Source organism: Mycobacterium sp. 1164966.3, assembly GCF_001665395.1.
GTDB lineage: Bacteria > Actinomycetota > Actinomycetes > Mycobacteriales > Mycobacteriaceae > Mycobacterium.
In genome coordinates, this window is the sequence record NZ_LZSG01000001.1 from 50,390 (window position 1) to 66,425 (window position 16,036).

15 protein-coding genes are annotated in these 16,036 nt (G+C 63.9%); 10 read left to right on the top strand and 5 right to left on the bottom strand.

The window, feature by feature from the left end; genetic code table 11:
• Nucleotides 1-4 precede the first annotated feature (4 nt).
• Nucleotides 5-205 carry a ferredoxin gene (locus tag A9W99_RS00155; protein WP_067371610.1) on the bottom strand — a complete coding sequence of 67 codons (201 nt, stop codon included), beginning with the start codon at nucleotides 203-205 and terminating at the stop codon, nucleotides 5-7.
• A 59-nt stretch (nucleotides 206-264) separates the two neighbouring features.
• The gene (locus A9W99_RS00160) at nucleotides 265-966 is read right to left on the bottom strand and encodes an SDR family NAD(P)-dependent oxidoreductase (protein WP_067371612.1); all 702 of its coding nucleotides are present in this window, start codon (nucleotides 964-966) and stop codon (nucleotides 265-267) included.
• A gap of 305 nt (nucleotides 967-1,271) precedes the next feature.
• On the opposite strand from A9W99_RS00160, the gene A9W99_RS00165 reads away from it, so the two are divergent.
• The 10 genes from A9W99_RS00165 (at nucleotide 1,272) to A9W99_RS00210 (ending at nucleotide 13,891) form a co-directional block, all read left to right on the top strand.
• Nucleotides 1,272-2,810, top strand: coding sequence for an aldehyde dehydrogenase family protein (locus A9W99_RS00165; RefSeq protein WP_067371616.1), 1,539 nt, complete (start codon nucleotides 1,272-1,274; stop codon nucleotides 2,808-2,810).
• Nucleotides 2,807-4,012 carry a CaiB/BaiF CoA-transferase family protein gene (locus A9W99_RS00170; RefSeq protein ID WP_067371619.1) on the top strand — a complete coding sequence of 402 codons (1,206 nt, stop codon included), beginning with the start codon at nucleotides 2,807-2,809 and terminating at the stop codon, nucleotides 4,010-4,012. The genes A9W99_RS00165 and A9W99_RS00170 overlap by 4 nt, the downstream gene beginning before the upstream one ends.
• Nucleotides 4,013-4,323: 311 nt before the next feature.
• Nucleotides 4,324-5,142, top strand: coding sequence for an ABC transporter permease (locus A9W99_RS00175; RefSeq protein WP_067371622.1), 819 nt, complete (start codon nucleotides 4,324-4,326; stop codon nucleotides 5,140-5,142).
• Between the two features lie 13 nt (nucleotides 5,143-5,155).
• Nucleotides 5,156-6,001 (top strand): ABC transporter permease, encoded by an 846-nt coding sequence (locus A9W99_RS00180; protein WP_067371625.1) that lies wholly within the window; start codon nucleotides 5,156-5,158, stop codon nucleotides 5,999-6,001.
• 19 nt (nucleotides 6,002-6,020) lie between these two features.
• On the top strand, nucleotides 6,021-7,298 hold the full coding sequence (locus A9W99_RS00185; protein WP_172828777.1) for an MCE family protein: 1,278 nt from the start codon (nucleotides 6,021-6,023) through the stop codon (nucleotides 7,296-7,298).
• Entirely contained in the window at nucleotides 7,295-8,317 is a 1,023-nt protein-coding gene (locus A9W99_RS00190) for an MCE family protein (protein WP_067371627.1), read from the top strand. Before A9W99_RS00185 ends, A9W99_RS00190 begins: the two co-directional genes overlap by 4 nt.
• A complete protein-coding gene (locus A9W99_RS00195) occupies nucleotides 8,317-9,435 on the top strand; it encodes an MCE family protein (protein ID WP_067371630.1) in 1,119 nt (372 codons plus the stop codon). The genes A9W99_RS00190 and A9W99_RS00195 overlap by 1 nt, the downstream gene beginning before the upstream one ends.
• Nucleotides 9,432-10,856, top strand: coding sequence for an MCE family protein (locus A9W99_RS00200; RefSeq protein ID WP_067371632.1), 1,425 nt, complete (start codon nucleotides 9,432-9,434; stop codon nucleotides 10,854-10,856). Before A9W99_RS00195 ends, A9W99_RS00200 begins: the two co-directional genes overlap by 4 nt.
• Nucleotides 10,853-12,163: an MCE family protein gene (locus tag A9W99_RS00205; RefSeq protein ID WP_067371636.1), complete on the top strand. Its 1,311-nt coding sequence runs from the start codon at nucleotides 10,853-10,855 to the stop codon at nucleotides 12,161-12,163. The genes A9W99_RS00200 and A9W99_RS00205 overlap by 4 nt, the downstream gene beginning before the upstream one ends.
• Nucleotides 12,164-13,891 carry an MCE family protein gene (locus tag A9W99_RS00210; protein WP_067371639.1) on the top strand — a complete coding sequence of 576 codons (1,728 nt, stop codon included), beginning with the start codon at nucleotides 12,164-12,166 and terminating at the stop codon, nucleotides 13,889-13,891.
• A 42-nt stretch (nucleotides 13,892-13,933) separates the two neighbouring features.
• Here the strand turns inward: A9W99_RS00210 and A9W99_RS00215 are convergent, their stop codons facing one another.
• From A9W99_RS00215 to A9W99_RS00225, 3 genes are all read right to left on the bottom strand, one after another.
• The gene (locus tag A9W99_RS00215; RefSeq protein WP_067372330.1) at nucleotides 13,934-14,455 is read right to left on the bottom strand and encodes a hypothetical protein; all 522 of its coding nucleotides are present in this window, start codon (nucleotides 14,453-14,455) and stop codon (nucleotides 13,934-13,936) included.
• Nucleotides 14,456-14,588: 133 nt separating this feature from the next.
• Entirely contained in the window at nucleotides 14,589-15,230 is a 642-nt protein-coding gene (locus A9W99_RS00220) for a hypothetical protein (RefSeq protein WP_067371641.1), read from the bottom strand.
• The gene (locus tag A9W99_RS00225) at nucleotides 15,227-16,018 is read right to left on the bottom strand and encodes a hypothetical protein (RefSeq protein WP_067372333.1); all 792 of its coding nucleotides are present in this window, start codon (nucleotides 16,016-16,018) and stop codon (nucleotides 15,227-15,229) included. The genes A9W99_RS00220 and A9W99_RS00225 overlap by 4 nt, the downstream gene beginning before the upstream one ends.
• Nucleotides 16,019-16,036: the final 18 nt, after the last annotated feature.

Below are 16,036 nucleotides of genomic sequence, written 5' to 3' on the forward strand. Positions count from 1 at the left end.
CCCTTTATGTTTCGTCAGTGATGAGGATGGCCTGCTCGGGGCAGGAGTGCGCGGCTTCCCGAACCTGGTCCTGTTGCTCTGGCGGCACTTCTTCGTCGACGGCCGACGAACTGCCGTCAATGTCGCTGAGCTGGAAGGAATCCGGAGCGATCATCGAGCACAAGGTGTGGCCCTGGCAACGTTCTGGATCAACCCAGACCTTCATGGTGTCTCCTGCGAAAGATGGTCTCGCCGTTCTAGAACGGTCTACGTTTCTAGATCGCCTTATGTATTGCGCCCGCCGTTAACACCCAAGATCTGACCGGTGATGTAGCCGGCTTCCTCGGACACCAGAAATGCACAGGCCGCGGCGATGTCTTCCGGCTTGCCCATCCTGCGGACGGGCGTCCGGGCGATGTTCTGCTCGACGTCGCCGAGAAACCCTTGTGACTCCGCGTTGCGCAGCATCGGGGTGTCGATGAATCCCGGTGGCACGGCGTTGACGGTGATACCGCTGGGCCCGTACTCGAGTGCCAGCGATTTGGTGAGGCCGTTGACCGCGGACTTGGCCGCCACGTAGTGGGCCATGTATGGCACACCGGAATGCGTACTCGACGACGAGATATTGACGATGCGTCCCCAGCCGGCCTCCACCATGTCGGGCAGCACCGCCTGGATCATGTGGAAGACGCCGTTGAGGTTGACGTCGATTACCCGTCGCCAGTCCTCGAAGGTGATGTGGTTGAAGCGCTTGAACCCATCCAGGCCGGCGGCGTTGACCAGCACCGTGACCGGCCCCAACCGGTCGTGAATGGCCGACAGTGCGGCGTCTACCTGGGCGCGTTCGGTGACGTCGGCGGTGAAAGCCAGGTCGTCGTCGGAAGGTCTGAGATCGACGGTGGCCACGTCGAGACCGTCGGCGCGCAGCCGCCGCGCCACGGCCTGACCGATGCCGGATCCGCCTCCGGTGACTAGTGCGGTCTTCATGCTGGTTTCATGCTGGTCTTCACGTCTGCAACACCCAAACCCCTACGGCGACCGGCGGCGTCTCCGCTGGAAAGAACCGCCCTTACAATTATGAGAACCTTACTCTCACGCCGAACGGCCTCGCAAGGCGACCGTGAAACCGCCTGCAGCCTGCAGCGAAAGTGCCTTTAACTCGACAGCTGTCAGATTGCGGCGCAGGTCAAGGGACCTATCGCCTTCCTGAGAGTTTCTTGAATTCTCGAGAGTCGAATGTAAGATTCGCCGATGAGGAGAATGAAATTATCGTGACCGCGGCGGGGGGTTGAATGGCATCGCAGGACGCGGGTCCGACCATTGTGGACCCGCCGGCAGCAGATGCGGCCGCTTCTTCCTCCGACGGCTCGCCCGCCCGCCGGCTGTTGATCGACGGCCGGCTCGTCGCCACCGACAGCACGTTCCCGTCGACCAATCCCGCTACCGGCGAGGTCTTGGGATACGCGCCGGACGCCGGCATGCAGGAGGCCGCACAGGCGATTGCGGCGGCCCGGCACGCTTTCGATACGACCAGCTGGTCAACCGATGTCGGGTTGCGCATCCGCTGTCTCGATCAGTTGCATCGGGCACTGCTCGCTCACGCCGACGAGTTGCGTGAGCTGACCATCGCCGAAGTCGGTGCCACTCGCACGCTGACCCACGGCGCGCAGCTCGACGAGCCGATCGGCATTGTGCGGTTCTACGCCGATCTGTTGGGCCGCTATCAATTCTCCGAGGACCTGGGCGAGACGGAATCGCGCGGTATGCGGCATCGCCGCTGGGTGGAGAAGGAAGCCGCCGGGGTGGTGGGGGCCATCATCGCCTACAACTATCCGAACCAGCTCGCGCTGGCCAAGCTGGCACCGGCGCTGGCCGCCGGATGCACCGTGGTGCTCAAGGGGGCCCCGGACACGCCGCTCGTCACGCTGGCGCTGGGCGAGCTGATCGCCAACCACACCGACATCCCGGACGGCGTCGTCAACGTCTTGAGTTCGTCGGATCCGGCCGTCGGAGCCGCCCTGACCACGAGCCCGGACGTCGACGTCATCACGTTCACCGGCTCGACGGCCGTCGGGCGCCGGATCATGGCCGACGCCAGCCACACCGTCAAGCGGGTCTTTCTGGAGCTGGGCGGCAAGTCGGCGGTGATCATGCTCGACGACGCCGACTTCGCGGCGGCGAGCATGTTCGCGGCCTTCAGCATGGTCACCCACGCCGGCCAGGGATGCGCACTCACCTCGCGCCTGCTGGTGCCCAGGCAGCACCACGACGAAATCGTCGAGCTGATTGCGCGGAACTTCGCCAAGGTGCGCCATGGCGACCCGGGCGATCCGAAGACGTTCATGGGACCGCTGATCAACGAGCGCCAGCGGGACAAGGTGGACGGCATGGTCCAGCGGGCCGTCGCCGCGGGGGCAACCCTGGTCACCGGTGGCAAGCGGCTGGACCCCGGCTACTTTTATGCGCCCACCCTGCTCACCGGCGTCGATCCCGACAGTGAGATCGCGCAGGACGAAGTGTTCGGACCGGTGCTCGTGGTCATCGCGTTCGAAGACGACGCCGACGCCGTGCGCATCGCCAACGACTCGATCTACGGGCTGGCGGGCGCGGTCTTCAGCCGTGACCAGGACCGGGCGCTCGCGGTTGCACGCCGGATCCGGACGGGCTCGTTTTCCATCAACGGCGGCAATTACTTCGGGGCGGACAGCCCGTTCGGCGGGTTCAAGCAGTCCGGCGTCGGCCGCGAGATGGGGGTAGCCGGCCTCGAAGAATTCCTGGAGCGCAAGACATTTGCGGTTCCGACTGGGCCGGCTTCCGGTGGTCGCTCATGAACCCGCTCGAGGGCATCCGGGTACTGGAAGTCGCCATGTACGGGTTCGTCCCGTCGGCGGGCGCCGTGCTGGCCGAATGGGGCGCCGACGTGGTGAAGGTCGAGCACGCGGTGACCGGCGATCCGCAGCGCGGGCTTCGCCAGACCGGCATGCTGCGCGTCGAAGGCGATCCCAATCCCAACATCGAGCACGCGAACCGCGGCAAGCGCAGCATCGGACTGGACATGTCGGTGCCCCAGGGCAAGGAGGTTCTCTACGAGCTGGCTCGCCGCTCGGATGTGTTTCTGACCAGTTTCCTGCCCGACGCCCGGGAAAAGTTCGGCATCGACGTCGACGACATTCGGGCGATCAACCCGACGATTATCTACGCGCGCGGCAGCGCGCTTGGTCCCCGGGGCGCAGAATCCGTCAAGGGCGGCTATGACATGACCGCTTTCTGGTGCCGGGCCGGGACCGCGGCCACCATCACGCCGGCCGGCATGCCGGGCATGATCGCGCCGCCGGGACCCGCATATGGCGACACCATTTCCGGCACCAATCTCGCGGGTGGCATCGCGGCGGCTTTGCTCAAGCGGGAGCGCACCGGCGAACCGTCTGTTGTCGATGTGTCGCTACTGGGCAGCGGCCTCTGGTCGCTGGGCCACACGGTGGCGCTGACGCAGCATTTGGGTCAGCGACTGGAGGCACCGCCGCCCGGTATCCATGGGTCACCTATTAATCCGTTGGTGGGCGTGTACGCGACGTCCGATGGCCGCTACATCTCCCTGGTCATGATGCAGCCCACCAAGTTCTGGGCCGACGTGTGCCGGCACATCGACCGGCCGGACCTGGCCGACGATCCCCGTTTCGCAACCGTCGACAAGATCGCCGCCAATACCGCAGATGCCGTGGAGATCTTGACCAAAGTCATTGCTACCCGCACGCTTGCCGAGTGGAGCGAACGCTTTGCGACGCTCGCGGGTCCCTGGGCGCCAGTGCAGGACACCCTGCAAGTGGCAGACGACACGCAGATTCGGGCGAATGAATATTTGGTGCGCGCAGGCGAACTCGAGTTGGTCGCCAATCCGGTCCAGTTCGATGTCGCGGCTCCGCAGACCGGTCCGGCACCCGGATTCGCGGAGCAAACCGACGACATACTCATGGAACTCGGGCTCGACTGGGATCGCATTATCGAACTCAAGACGGCAGGCGCCGTCACCTAGGACCGGAGCTGGTTGAGATGCGCAAGTCGAATGTCCGTTCTGTGGGGCAGGACCCGGGTGGGAGGGCTGTGCACCGTGGCGATAACGGTTATGCGGTTTCGGCACGGGCTGCACTCGCCATGAGTAATAATCGCCGCACGCTGCAAGACGTGGGGGCGTGGCCGGCCTGCATCGCCTCGGAGCGCCGACTCACGCAAGAGAACGGAGGACCGGCGTGAGGATGGGAGCCGGTTTGGCGCACAACGGAGTTGGTGTGCGCGCGTTGAATTACGGACCCTCGCCCGCCCAGATCCCGGAAGGATCTCGAGCCGGTGGCGACTAAGGGAGCCGATCGCTGGTCGGCGGGACTGCCGTCGCTGAAATTGAAATGGGACTTCTCGGGTCCCATGCAGGCGGTCGGGGGATTGTTCGCGATGTCAGCGGACGCGGTGAAGTTCGCGTTCCGGCGGCCGTTCCAAATGCGCGAGTTCTTGGAACAATCATGGTTTGTCGCGCGAGTCTCGCTTGCCCCCACATTGTTGGTAGCCATCCCGTTTACCGTCCTGGTCAGCTTCACGCTCAACATCCTGCTGCGCGAACTGGGCGCGGCGGACCTGTCCGGTGCGGGCGCTGCGTTCGGCGCGGTCACCCAAGTCGGTCCGCTAGTGACGGTTCTGATCGTGGCGGGCGCAGGTGCGACGGCGATGTGCGCGGACCTCGGGTCGCGAACCATCCGCGAGGAAATCGACGCGATGGAGGTCCTGGGCATCAATCCGGTGCAGCGCTTGGTCACGCCCCGCATGCTGGCCTCCGGGTTGGTGGCCCTGTTGCTCAACAGCCTCGTCGTCATCATCGGCATCCTGGGCGGCTACAGCTTCTCGGTATTTGTCCAAGACGTCAATCCCGGAGCGTTCGCCGCGGGTATCACCTTGCTCACCGGAGTGCCCGAGGTGATCATTTCCTGCGTCAAGGCACTGCTTTTCGGCCTCATCGCCGGATTGGTCGCCTGCTATCGCGGCCTGATCATCAGCGGCGGGGGAGCGAAGGCCGTCGGCAACGCCGTGAACGAAACCGTGGTCTACGCCTTCATGTCGCTATTTGTCGTCAACGTGGTCGTCACCGCGGTCGGCATCAAGATGACGGCCAAGTGACGGGGAAGACGCAATGACGCTACGAGCCGCGTATCCCAGGCTTTTCCGCCAGCTCGACCGGCCGGCCGGCGTCTTCGGTCGCATCGGCGATCACACGATTTTCTACGGAAAGTCGCTTGCCGGCATCCCGTTCTCGGCGGTGCACTACCGGCGCGAAGTCATTCGGTTGGTCGCTGAGATCAGCATGGGCGCAGGCACTTTGGCGATGATCGGCGGCACCGTCGTGATTGTCGGCTTCCTGACGCTGGCGGCGGGCGGCACGCTCGCCGTTCAGGGCTACAGCTCGCTGGGCAATATCGGCATCGAGGCGCTGACCGGCTTTCTGGCCGCGTTCATCAACGTGCGTATCGCGGCACCGGTCGTCGCCGGGATCGGTCTGGCGGCAACCTTCGGCGCCGGGGTGACCGCTCAGCTGGGTGCCATGCGGATCAACGAAGAGATCGACGCACTGGAAAGCATGGCGATTCGCCCGATCTCGTATCTGGTAAGCACCAGGATCTTGGCCGGAATGCTCGCGATCACGCCGTTGTACAGCATCGCCGTGATCCTGTCGTTCGTCGCCAGCCAATTCACCACGACGGTCTTGTTCGGCCAATCGAGCGGTTTGTACGACCATTACTTCAATACATTCCTGAACCCGATCGACTTGTTGTGGTCGTTCCTGCAAGCCGTCCTCATGGCGCTCACCATCTTGCTGATCCACACCTACTACGGCTATTTCGCTACCGGTGGGCCATCTGGTGTCGGCAACGCGACCGGAAACGCCGTGCGCACTTCGCTCATCGTCGTGGTGTCCGTAACGCTGCTGGTTTCGCTGTCGATTTACGGCAGCAACGGCAACTTCAATCTGTCGGGATAGGAGAGATGGGAACGGAAGAGTGACGGGAAATCTCGGGCCGGGTCCCATTCACCGGTCCGAAACCACCAGCACGGCAGGGCCGATCGCGGCCTCGCCGGGGCGTCACTTCGGCGCGCGATCGTATGTCCGCCCGCTGGCGGGCCTGGCGACCGTGGCGGTGGTCGTCGCGATCTTCGCGTTTTCGATAGGTCTGTTCCAAGGCAGCTTCACCCCCTCCGTGCCGGTGACCCTGATGTCGCCGCGCGCCGGTCTGGTCATGAACCCGGACGCCAAGGTGAAGATGCGCGGCGTGCAAGTGGGCAAGGTCGACTCGATTGAATCGCTGCCGAACGGCCAGGCCGCTCTGCACCTGGCGATGGACCCGTCACAGTTGAAATTCATTCCCGCCAACGTGCTTGCGGAGATCACGTCGTCGACGGTGTTCGGTGCCAAGTTCGTTGAGCTGGTGCCACCTGCGGAACCCTCAGCTCAGCGCCTGCACGCGGGCCAGACGCTAGAGGGCCAGCACGTCATGGTCGAGATCAATACGGTTTTCCAGCAACTGGTTTCGGTGCTGGCCCAGATCGACCCGCCGAAGCTGAACGAGACACTGGGCGCACTGGCGAAGGCGTTCAGTGGCCGGGGCGCACAACTTGGCCAATCGCTGAGCGACCTGGATTCCTTTCTGGCCGAGCTGGAGCCAAGCCTTCCCGCATTGAAGCATGACCTCGCGGTCTTACCGGCGGTCTCCAACGCCTATGCCGACGCGGCGCCGGACCTGGTGCGGACAGCGGCCAACGCGACCCGGGTCAGCCAGACGATTGTCGATGAGCAACACAACCTGGATGCGTTGCTGATCAGCGCAATTGGCTTGGCGGACATCGGCAACGACGTCTTGTCGACGAACCGTCAAGCGCTTACGAATGTGCTGCATTTGCTGGTGCCGACCACCGATCTGACCAACGTTTACCATGAGGTCTTCACCTGCGGTTTCGCCGGTCTCGTAGAGATCGCGCATGGTCCGCCGTTGTCGGAGCCCAGCATCAACATATCGGCGAGTCTCACGTGGGGCGGCGAGCGTTATCGGTATCCGACGAACCTGCCCAAGGTCGCCGCGACGGGCGGCCCGCGATGCCTGGGGCTGCCGAGATTGCCGTTCAACACGCATCCGCCGCAACTGATTACCGATATCGGTGCCAACCCCGTGGTGTACGGAAACCCACAGCTGCTGATCAACTCCGATCTGCTCAAACAGTTGTTGTACGGGCCGATCGCCGGCCCACCCCGCAACTCCGCTCAGGTCGGACAACCCGGATGAGGACGCGCGCTACGTTGATCAAGTTCGCGATCTTCGCGGTCGTGATGGCGCTGCTGACGGCCTCGTTGTTCTTCATCTTCGGCCAGTACCGGACGGGTGCGACGACCAAGTATTCGGCGGTGTTCGCCGATGTGTCGCGTCTCAAGACCGGGCAGTCGGTGCGGGTCGCCGGGATCCGGGTGGGTACGGTCAACGGCGTCTCGCTGCGGCCGGACAAGAAAGTCGTGGTGAAGTTCGACGCCGACCGCAACATCGTCCTCACCGAGGGCACCCGGGCGGCGGTTCGTTACCTCAACCTGGTAGGCGATCGCTACCTCGAACTCGTCGATGGACCGGGCTCGACCAAACGTCTGCCGGCCGGCGGTCAGATTCCCGTCGACCGCACGGCGCCGGCACTTGACCTCGATCTGCTGCTCGGGGGACTGAAACCCGTGGTTCAGGGCCTGAATGCGCAGGATGTCAACGCGCTGACCTCCGCCTTGTTGCACGTCTTCCAGGGCCAAGGCGCGACGCTGGAGTCGCTGTTCGCCAAGACGACGTCGTTCTCGAACGCCTTGGCGGACAACGATCAAACCGTGCAGCAATTGATCGACAACCTGAACGTCGTTGTCTCCACGCTGTCCAAGGACGGCACCAAGTTCTCCGAGGCGATCGATCGCCTGGAACGGCTTGTCAGCGGGCTGTCGGACGATCGCGACACCATTGGCGCCGCAATCGATTCTCTGGACAGGGGAACCGCCTCGCTGGCAGATCTGCTGACCAGCGTACGGCCGCCGTTGGCCGGCACTATAGATCGGTTGAGTCGGCTGGCACCGATACTCGATCAGGACAAGGACCGCCTCGACGCCGCAATCGGGAGGGCGCCGAAGAACTATCGCAAGCTGACCCGACTCGGCGTGTTCGGCGCCACCATCCCGTACTACGTCTGCGAGATAACGCTCCGCGGTACGGATCTTCAGGGCAAGACGGTGAAAGCCCCCTGGTTCAGGTCAGAAGCCGGAAGGTGCACGGAACCCTAATGCGGAAGTATCACGGAGCTGGGCTCTTCAAAGCCGGGTTCATCGGCGCGGTCCTGATCGTACTGGTCATCCTGGTGGGCTTGTCGCCGGAGCGGTTGATCTCGATGGCGACAGCGGTTCGATACCAGGCGCTGTTTTCCGAAGCCGGCGGCCTCGCGGCGGGCAACCCCGTGACGGTATCGGGTATAAAAGTCGGCTCCGTGTCGAACGTGGCACTGCGCAACGGCGATGCGCTGGTGACATTCACGATCAAGGCAAACATTCCGCTTGGGTCGGAGACCACGGCGCATATCCGCACCGGCACATTGCTGGGCGAGCGGATGCTGACTTTGGACTCCGCCGGGAGCGGCACGATGCATCCGATGGCCCTCATCCCGGTCTCGCGCACCTCCTCGCCGTACTCGTTGACGGAAGCGGTCAGCGACTTTACCGCGAGCGCCGCCGACACCAGCACCGCGACGCTGAATCAGTCGTTGGACACGCTGTCGGCGACGCTCAACCAGATCGCACCCCAATTGGGGCCGACTTTCGACGAACTCACCCGGTTGTCACGCACCCTCAACGGGCGCAACAAGACCCTGGGCGACCTGTTCAAGAGTGCCAGCGACGTCACCGGGGTCCTGTCCGAACGCAGCCAGCAGGTCAACAAACTCATCCTCAACTCCGACGATCTGCTCCGAGTCCTGGTGGCGCGCCGACAAGAGATCGTGGACTTGCTGGCCAACACATCGGTGGTGGCCAAACAGTTGACGGGATTGGTGCACGACAACGAAAGCAAATTGGCGCCGACACTCAAGAGGCTGAATTCGGTGACCGCGATGCTGGAGAAGAACCGCGACAACATCTCAAAAGCACTGCCGGGTCTCGCCAAATTCCAGATCACCGTCGGCGAGGCTATCTCCAGCATGTACGCCTACTCAGCCTTCGTGCCGAACCTGGCTATCCCGCAACTCTTCCAACCGTTCCTTGACTACCTTTGGGGATTCCGCAACTTCGACACGGCACGCGGCCCGGGCTACCCTTCGCCAGTACCGCGAACTCTGATCCCCTGGCCGTACAACGGCATTCCGGTGTGTCCGGAGTGCACGTTGGGCGGAAGAGTCGGAGGAACGCAATGATTTCTCGGATCCCGCGCAGTCGACTCATCATCGCCGTCGTACTTGTCGTGCTTGTACTCGTCGGCGCGGGCGTGCTGATCCACCATACGTACTTCCGCCCGAAGACCATTACCGCCTACTTCACGACCACCACCGCGATCTATTCGGGTGACGAGGTGCGCGTGTCCGGCGTAAAAGTCGGTAACGTCAAGTCAATTCAACCTCAGGGCACCGTAGCCAAGATGACTCTCAACGTCGATCGGGATGTGCCCATTCCGGCGAACGCCAAAGCCGTCATCGTCGCCTCGAACCTGGTAGCTGCCCGCTATGTTCAACTCACTCCCGCCTACCGGAACAGCGGCCCAACGATGGCGGACGGCGCGGTGATACCGGTCGAACGCACCGCGGTACCCGTCGAGTGGGACGAGGTCAAAACCCAATTGATGCGGCTGGCAACGGATTTGGGACCTCAAAGTGGTGTCTCCGGCACGTCGGTGGGGCGTTTCATCGACAGCGCCGCCAATGCACTCGACGGCGGAAAGGGCGACAAGCTGCGGCAAACACTCGCTCAGTTGTCGGGTGTGGGCCGCATCCTCGCCAACGGCAGCGGCAACATTGTCGACATCATCAAGAATCTGCAGACCTTCGTCACCGCGCTCCGCGACAGCAACACCCAGATTGTCCAGTTCAACGACCGCCTGGCCACGCTATCCAGCGTGGTCAACGACAGTAGATCCGACCTGGACGCGGCACTGACCGATTTGTCGACGGCGGTTGGCGAGGTGCAGCGATTCATCGCCGGTACTCGCGACCAGACCAGCGAGCAGATTGCCCGGTTGGCCGATGTCACGCAGATCCTGGTCGACAAGCACATGGCGCTGGAGAACATCTTGCACGGGGCGCCGAACGCGCTCGGCAACTTCTTCAACGACTACAACGCCGACACCGGAACAATCGTCGGAGGCTTCGGCATAATGGATTTCGCGAATCCCACGTTCGGCGGGCTGTTCGTTCCGTTGCCCGTTCCGGGCTGCTCGCAAACCGCGGCCCTCGAGACTGTCACCTCGACCGAAGCGGCCAAGCTGTGTGCCCTGTTCCTCGGTCCCGGGTTGCGCCTGCTGAACTTCAACAATTTGCCATTTCCCATCAACATATTCCTGCAGAAGTCGATAGACCCGTCCAAGATCCTGTACACCGAAGCCCGACTCGCGCCCGGCGGGGAGGGCCCGAAACCCGGACCGCCCGAGATCCCGCCCGCGGTGTCGGCCTACACCGGTCTGCCCGGTGACCCCGTCGGACCGCCGGGGGCGGTGCCGCCGGCGCCGATACCGGGCGCGGCGATGCCGCTGCCGCCTCCACCCTCGACACCGATGGCAGCGCCCCCGCCACCACCACCGGCGGCACCGAGCGGGCTGCTGCCGGCCGAAGGGACGCAACCATGACCGCCCGGGCCGGGGCAGCGGGGCGGCGGGTGCTGGCCATTGCGTCCAGCGCCGCGTTGACGCTGACGGGATGCGCCTTCCATGGCCTGAACTCGTTGCCGTTGCCTGGGGCGGAAGGACGCGGGCCGGGGGCGAATATCTACCACGTCGAGATCCCGAATGTCGGTACGATGGAGTCCAATTCGCCGGTGCTGATCAACGATGTCGTCGTCGGCAGTGTCAGCACCATGCGAGTGGCCCGCGACCCGGTAAAAGGCTGGATCGCCAACGTCGAGATTTCCGTCAAGCGCGACGTCGAAGTCCCGCCCAACGTGGAAGCCAGCGTCGGTCAGACCAGCCTGCTGGGGTCAATGCATCTGGAGCTCAATACCCCGCTCGGGCCCGACGGGAAGCCCCCGCCGAAAAGCAAACCGCTCCCGCCGGGTGCCACCATCCCGCTAAGGCGGTCATCGGCTTACCCGTCGACCGAGCAGACGCTGTCGTCGCTGGGCGCAGTGGTTAACGGGGGAGGACTTGGACAGATCGGGGAGATCATCCACAACTTCTCCGCGGCCCTGTCCGGGCGCGAGGGTGCGATACGCGATCTGCTTACTCGCCTGGACACTTTCGTGGGAACGCTCGACCAACAGCGGGACAATATCGTCGCCTCCATCCAGGCGCTGAACCGGCTTTCTGCCACGTTCGCCGGACAACGCGACGTTCTCACCCAGGCCCTGCGCAAGATACCGCCCGCGCTGGATGTGCTGATCCGGGAGCGGCCGCGCCTGACGACCGCCCTGGACCGACTTCGCGTCTTCAGCAACACCGCCACCCGGCTGATCAACGACTCCCAGGCTGACCTGGTCACGAATCTGAAGAACTTGGAGCCGACCATCGGCGCGCTTGCCGACGTCGGGCCGGAGCTCGACACGGCGCTCGCGGCCGCGTTCGTTTTCCCGTTCACCCAGAACTTCGTCGACCGAGCCGTCCGCGGCGACTACTTCAACCTGCACGTCGATTTGGACCTGACGATTCCACGGCTCAAGCGGGGACTTATGTTGGGGACCCATTGGGGTCAGCTGGACCAGCCTTTGGTACCGGCGCCCGGGGACCCGTATTACCTGAATTACACGCTTGATCCATTGCATGCCGGGGTGAGGCCGCCATGGGTGGCGCCGCTGCCTGGCCCCCCGCCGCCGGGTGCCCCGCCGCCCGGGCCTCCACCGCCCGGGCCTCCGCCGGCCGGCGTCCCGTCGCCTGGGCCTGCGCCGGTTGCCCCGCTGCCCGGGCCTCCGCCACCTGCAGCACCGACGGAAGGCGGCGGATAGATGCTGACGCGGTTCGTCCGAATCCAGCTGGCGATCTTCGCGGTCGTCGGGATCATCGGTGTGATCGCGATGGTCCTGTTCTACATCCAAGCGCCGACGCTGCTCGGCATCGGTCGGATGACGGTCACGCTGGAGCTACCGGCCAGCGGTGGCCTGTACCGCTTCTCCAATGTGACCTATCGCGGGGTGCAGATCGGTAAGGTCACCTCGGTTGGTTTGACACCGAACGGCGCGAAAGCGACGCTGTCGCTTAGTACTTCGCCCAAGGTTCCCGCGAACCTGAAAGCGGAGGTGCTCAGCGTGTCCGCGGTGGGCGAACAGTACGTGGACCTGCGGCCCAGAACCGATTCGCCGCCCTACCTGCACGACGGCTCAGTGATCGCCATGCGCGACACGACGATTCCGCAAGCGGTCGGGCCGATGCTCGATCAGGTCAGTGCCTTGGTCAACAGCATCCCGAAGACCAAACTCGGCCAATTGCTTGACGAGTCCTTCCAGGCCTTCAACGGATCCGGTTTCGATTTGGGGTCACTGATCGACTCCACAGAGACGATATCCCGCGACGCCAAGAGCGTCGTCGATCGCACTCGGACCCTCACCGAAGACACTGGGCCGCTGCTGGATTCGCAAGCACGCACCACGGATTCGATCAGAACATGGGCCCGTAGCCTCGCCGGCATCTCGGAGGTGCTCGCAAACGACGATTCCCGCATTCGCACCTTGCTGCGAAACGGTCCTGAAGCGGCAAACGAAGCGTCCCGGCTGCTCGAACAAATCAAGCCGACGCTGCCGGTGTTGCTTGCCAACCTGACTACCATCGGGCAGATCGGCGTCACCTACCACCCGTCGCTGGAGCAGCTGCTGGTGTTGCTGCCGTCGGCGGTTGCCATCGAGGAAGTTGCCGGCCCCACGCACAATACGGACGGTATGGCCAAGGGCGACTTCGCACTCACGATCGATGATCCGCCTATTTGCACGGTCGGGTTTCTGCCACCCAGCCAATGGCGATCCCCGGACGACACCAGCGACATCGACACTCCGGACGGGCTGTATTGCAAACTCCCGCAGGATTCCCCACTTTCGGTTCGCGGAGCCCGTAACTATCCCTGCATGGGGCACCCGGGCAAGCGCGCTCCCACCGTCGAAATCTGCAACAGCGACCAGCCGTACATGCCGCTGTCGATGCGCCAGCATGTTCTCGGTCCCTCCCCGCTGGATCCCAACTTGCTTTCCCAGGGCATCCCGCCCGATGACCGGGTTACCGTCAACGACAGGATCTTTGGGCCGATCGAGGGAACTCCGCTGCCGCCTGGGGCGGTGCCGCGGGGCACACCGCCGGGTCCGCGGGGCGCCTATGGACCGCCTGGACCGGGATACGCCGCGCCGCCGTTGCCGTCCTCGGGAGTCCCGCTGGCCCCCATGTCGCCGATGTCGGATGACCTGCCGCCCATACCGATAGCGCCGCTCGACGTGCCGGCACCGGGGGAGCTTCCCGCGCCCCCCAGCGCACCGGCGCCACCCCCTCCTGCGGGTCCCGCGGGCAACGGTGGCGGGCCGAAGGCTGCCCCTAGCTCGTTCGGTGCGCCTCATCCGGGGCCGTCGGTCGCGTTCGCTCGGTACGACTCGCGTACTGGTCGCTATGTCGGTCCGGACGGAAAGTTGTACCAGCAGTCGGATCTCGTGACCACGAAAGCGCCCAAGTCCTGGCGGGAGATGCTGCCCAGCTGAAGCCGTCCTAGACGACGCGGCCGCGACCCACTGGACCTCAGGTCAGGACAATTTGTCCAGGCGTAACGGCATGTCTACACCGAGCGACCTGTTTTGACCGCAAGCGCCGCTTGGGCCGATGGTCTTGTCCTTTCCGGCGAAAGTTGGTGACCCAAGGGTGAATTCGCCGTACGAGTTCACCGGATAGAAGTACAAGGTCTGCAGCCCGGTGTACGCGGTACCGTCCTCGCACCGCTCCCAGTTCGGCACATCGCGTTTCACGTACCACATGGTGCCGTCAAGCATATACATTGGCGCGGTCCACCCTTGGTCGCTTGTCACCGTGCCGTGGCATTCCTGAAATGTGACGCATGACGAGCTGATCGTCAACGTCTGGATGACGGTCGGCTCACCGTTGTATTGATCATTGGTCTTGGCCCAATCGCCGATCGACGTTGCGCGGTACGTCCCGTTGATGGCCACATCTTCCTTGGTGGTTGCCTGGGCTGTGGATGCCGTACCCAGACCGCCGAATACCATGGCAGACAACAGCGTTACTGCGGTGAGTGGTCCAACTGAACGCATCAGGTACTCCTCGACTCGCATAATCCGACAGCACCTATCGCAATGCTCAGGCGTCGGTTGCAGCGTTCTCGAGCGATCACGTTACACCGCATCGGCCGACTAGACAGCTGTTCGAACCGAAGATTTGCCGGGCTCATGCGACCGGGTCGAACTTCGCGATCAGCCACGAACCGTTGACCTTTTTCAGCGTGACCAGGACGCTGCTGTCGGCCTTGGCGCGATCCGGTTTCTGCTTGCTTGCCGTGGTCTGGTCGACGAACACCAGAACGACAGCGGAATCGGGATGCAGCTCCGAAACGGCGGCCCGAATCACCTTGGTGGTGGTAGTGAGTTGTCCTTGCTGCGCAGCCGGTGCGACGAGCGCGTCGCTGAATTTGCTGTAGTAGGCCAGAAAGTCGCCCGTGAGATGTGATTTCGCCTTGGCGAAATCTCGGTCCAGAGAGGTGTAGGAATAGGACAACAAATCTACGGCGCCTTCTGACGCGGCCTGAATCGCCTGGTGTGCCGCCGCATCGTCGATCTGGCGATCCGGCCGGTACCACTTGACGAACAACCCGGCAGCCGCTCCCACCGCGGCCAGGACCAACACCGTCGCGACTACGGAAAGCCACCTCGCCAAACACCAGCGGGCCCAGCGGCGCATTACGACCAGCGCACCACGAAGAGCCGATCGCAGGCGAGCGGGTGCACCCGTGTCCTCGTCGGCAGACGTGGACCCCATCCCGTCAATCACTGTTTCGGCGCTGTCTGGCGACGAGTCATGCTTGACAGTCATTGCAGGAAGTCCACTTTCGACATCTTGAGTTGACCGTCGTCCCGAGTGAGACTGACGCTGATGCGCCACAAGGCCGTTGGCAGCTTGGCGTTATCCGGCCCCGTGGCATCGGATTTCGCCGCGACAAGCACGACTCCCGAATTGTCGCTCACCGATTGGACGGCGACGGCTTGCACGGTCACCGTGCTGCTGACCTTTGAATCCTCCGCCTGCTTGGCCATGAGGCCCGCCATCACCGACATCTGTTTCTTGAGGTCGCCGGTAGAGGCGTCGAGGATGCGCTGGAAGCCCTCCTTGGCATGGTTGGCGTCAATCGACATCAGCGTTGTGACCCGTTGTCGCGCAGCGGCAGAATACTCGGCGACGAGCTGCCTGTTGTGCATGATCTTGCGGTGCTGCCACACCATGTAGCCGCTCGCGCCGAGGGACGCGGAGACGAGCACGATGCTGGCACTGACAGCTACCGCTTTCCGTCCGGGACGGCGCAACCACCGCGGCCGCCGGGGACGGCGCAAGCGCCTCAGGCGCGTCCGGGTTCGCTCTCCGAGGCGCGGCTCGACGTCGTCACCCGCGTCCGGGATATCGGCTGCCTGGCGCAGCCGTAGCAGGCGTGCCCGGGCCGCCTCAGCTCGCGCCTCAGCCTGGGCGACTTCGTCTTGTGCGTCGGTTTCCGGAATGAGCGTTTCGGCGCCGGAGTCGGGTTCTGGGCCGTCGAGATCGGTTACGTCCGCCCGGTCATCACAATGGTCGGTGTCAGGCGCCTTCGGCGAACGCTTCCGCGACCTCATAATGCCCTCCTGGCCGCT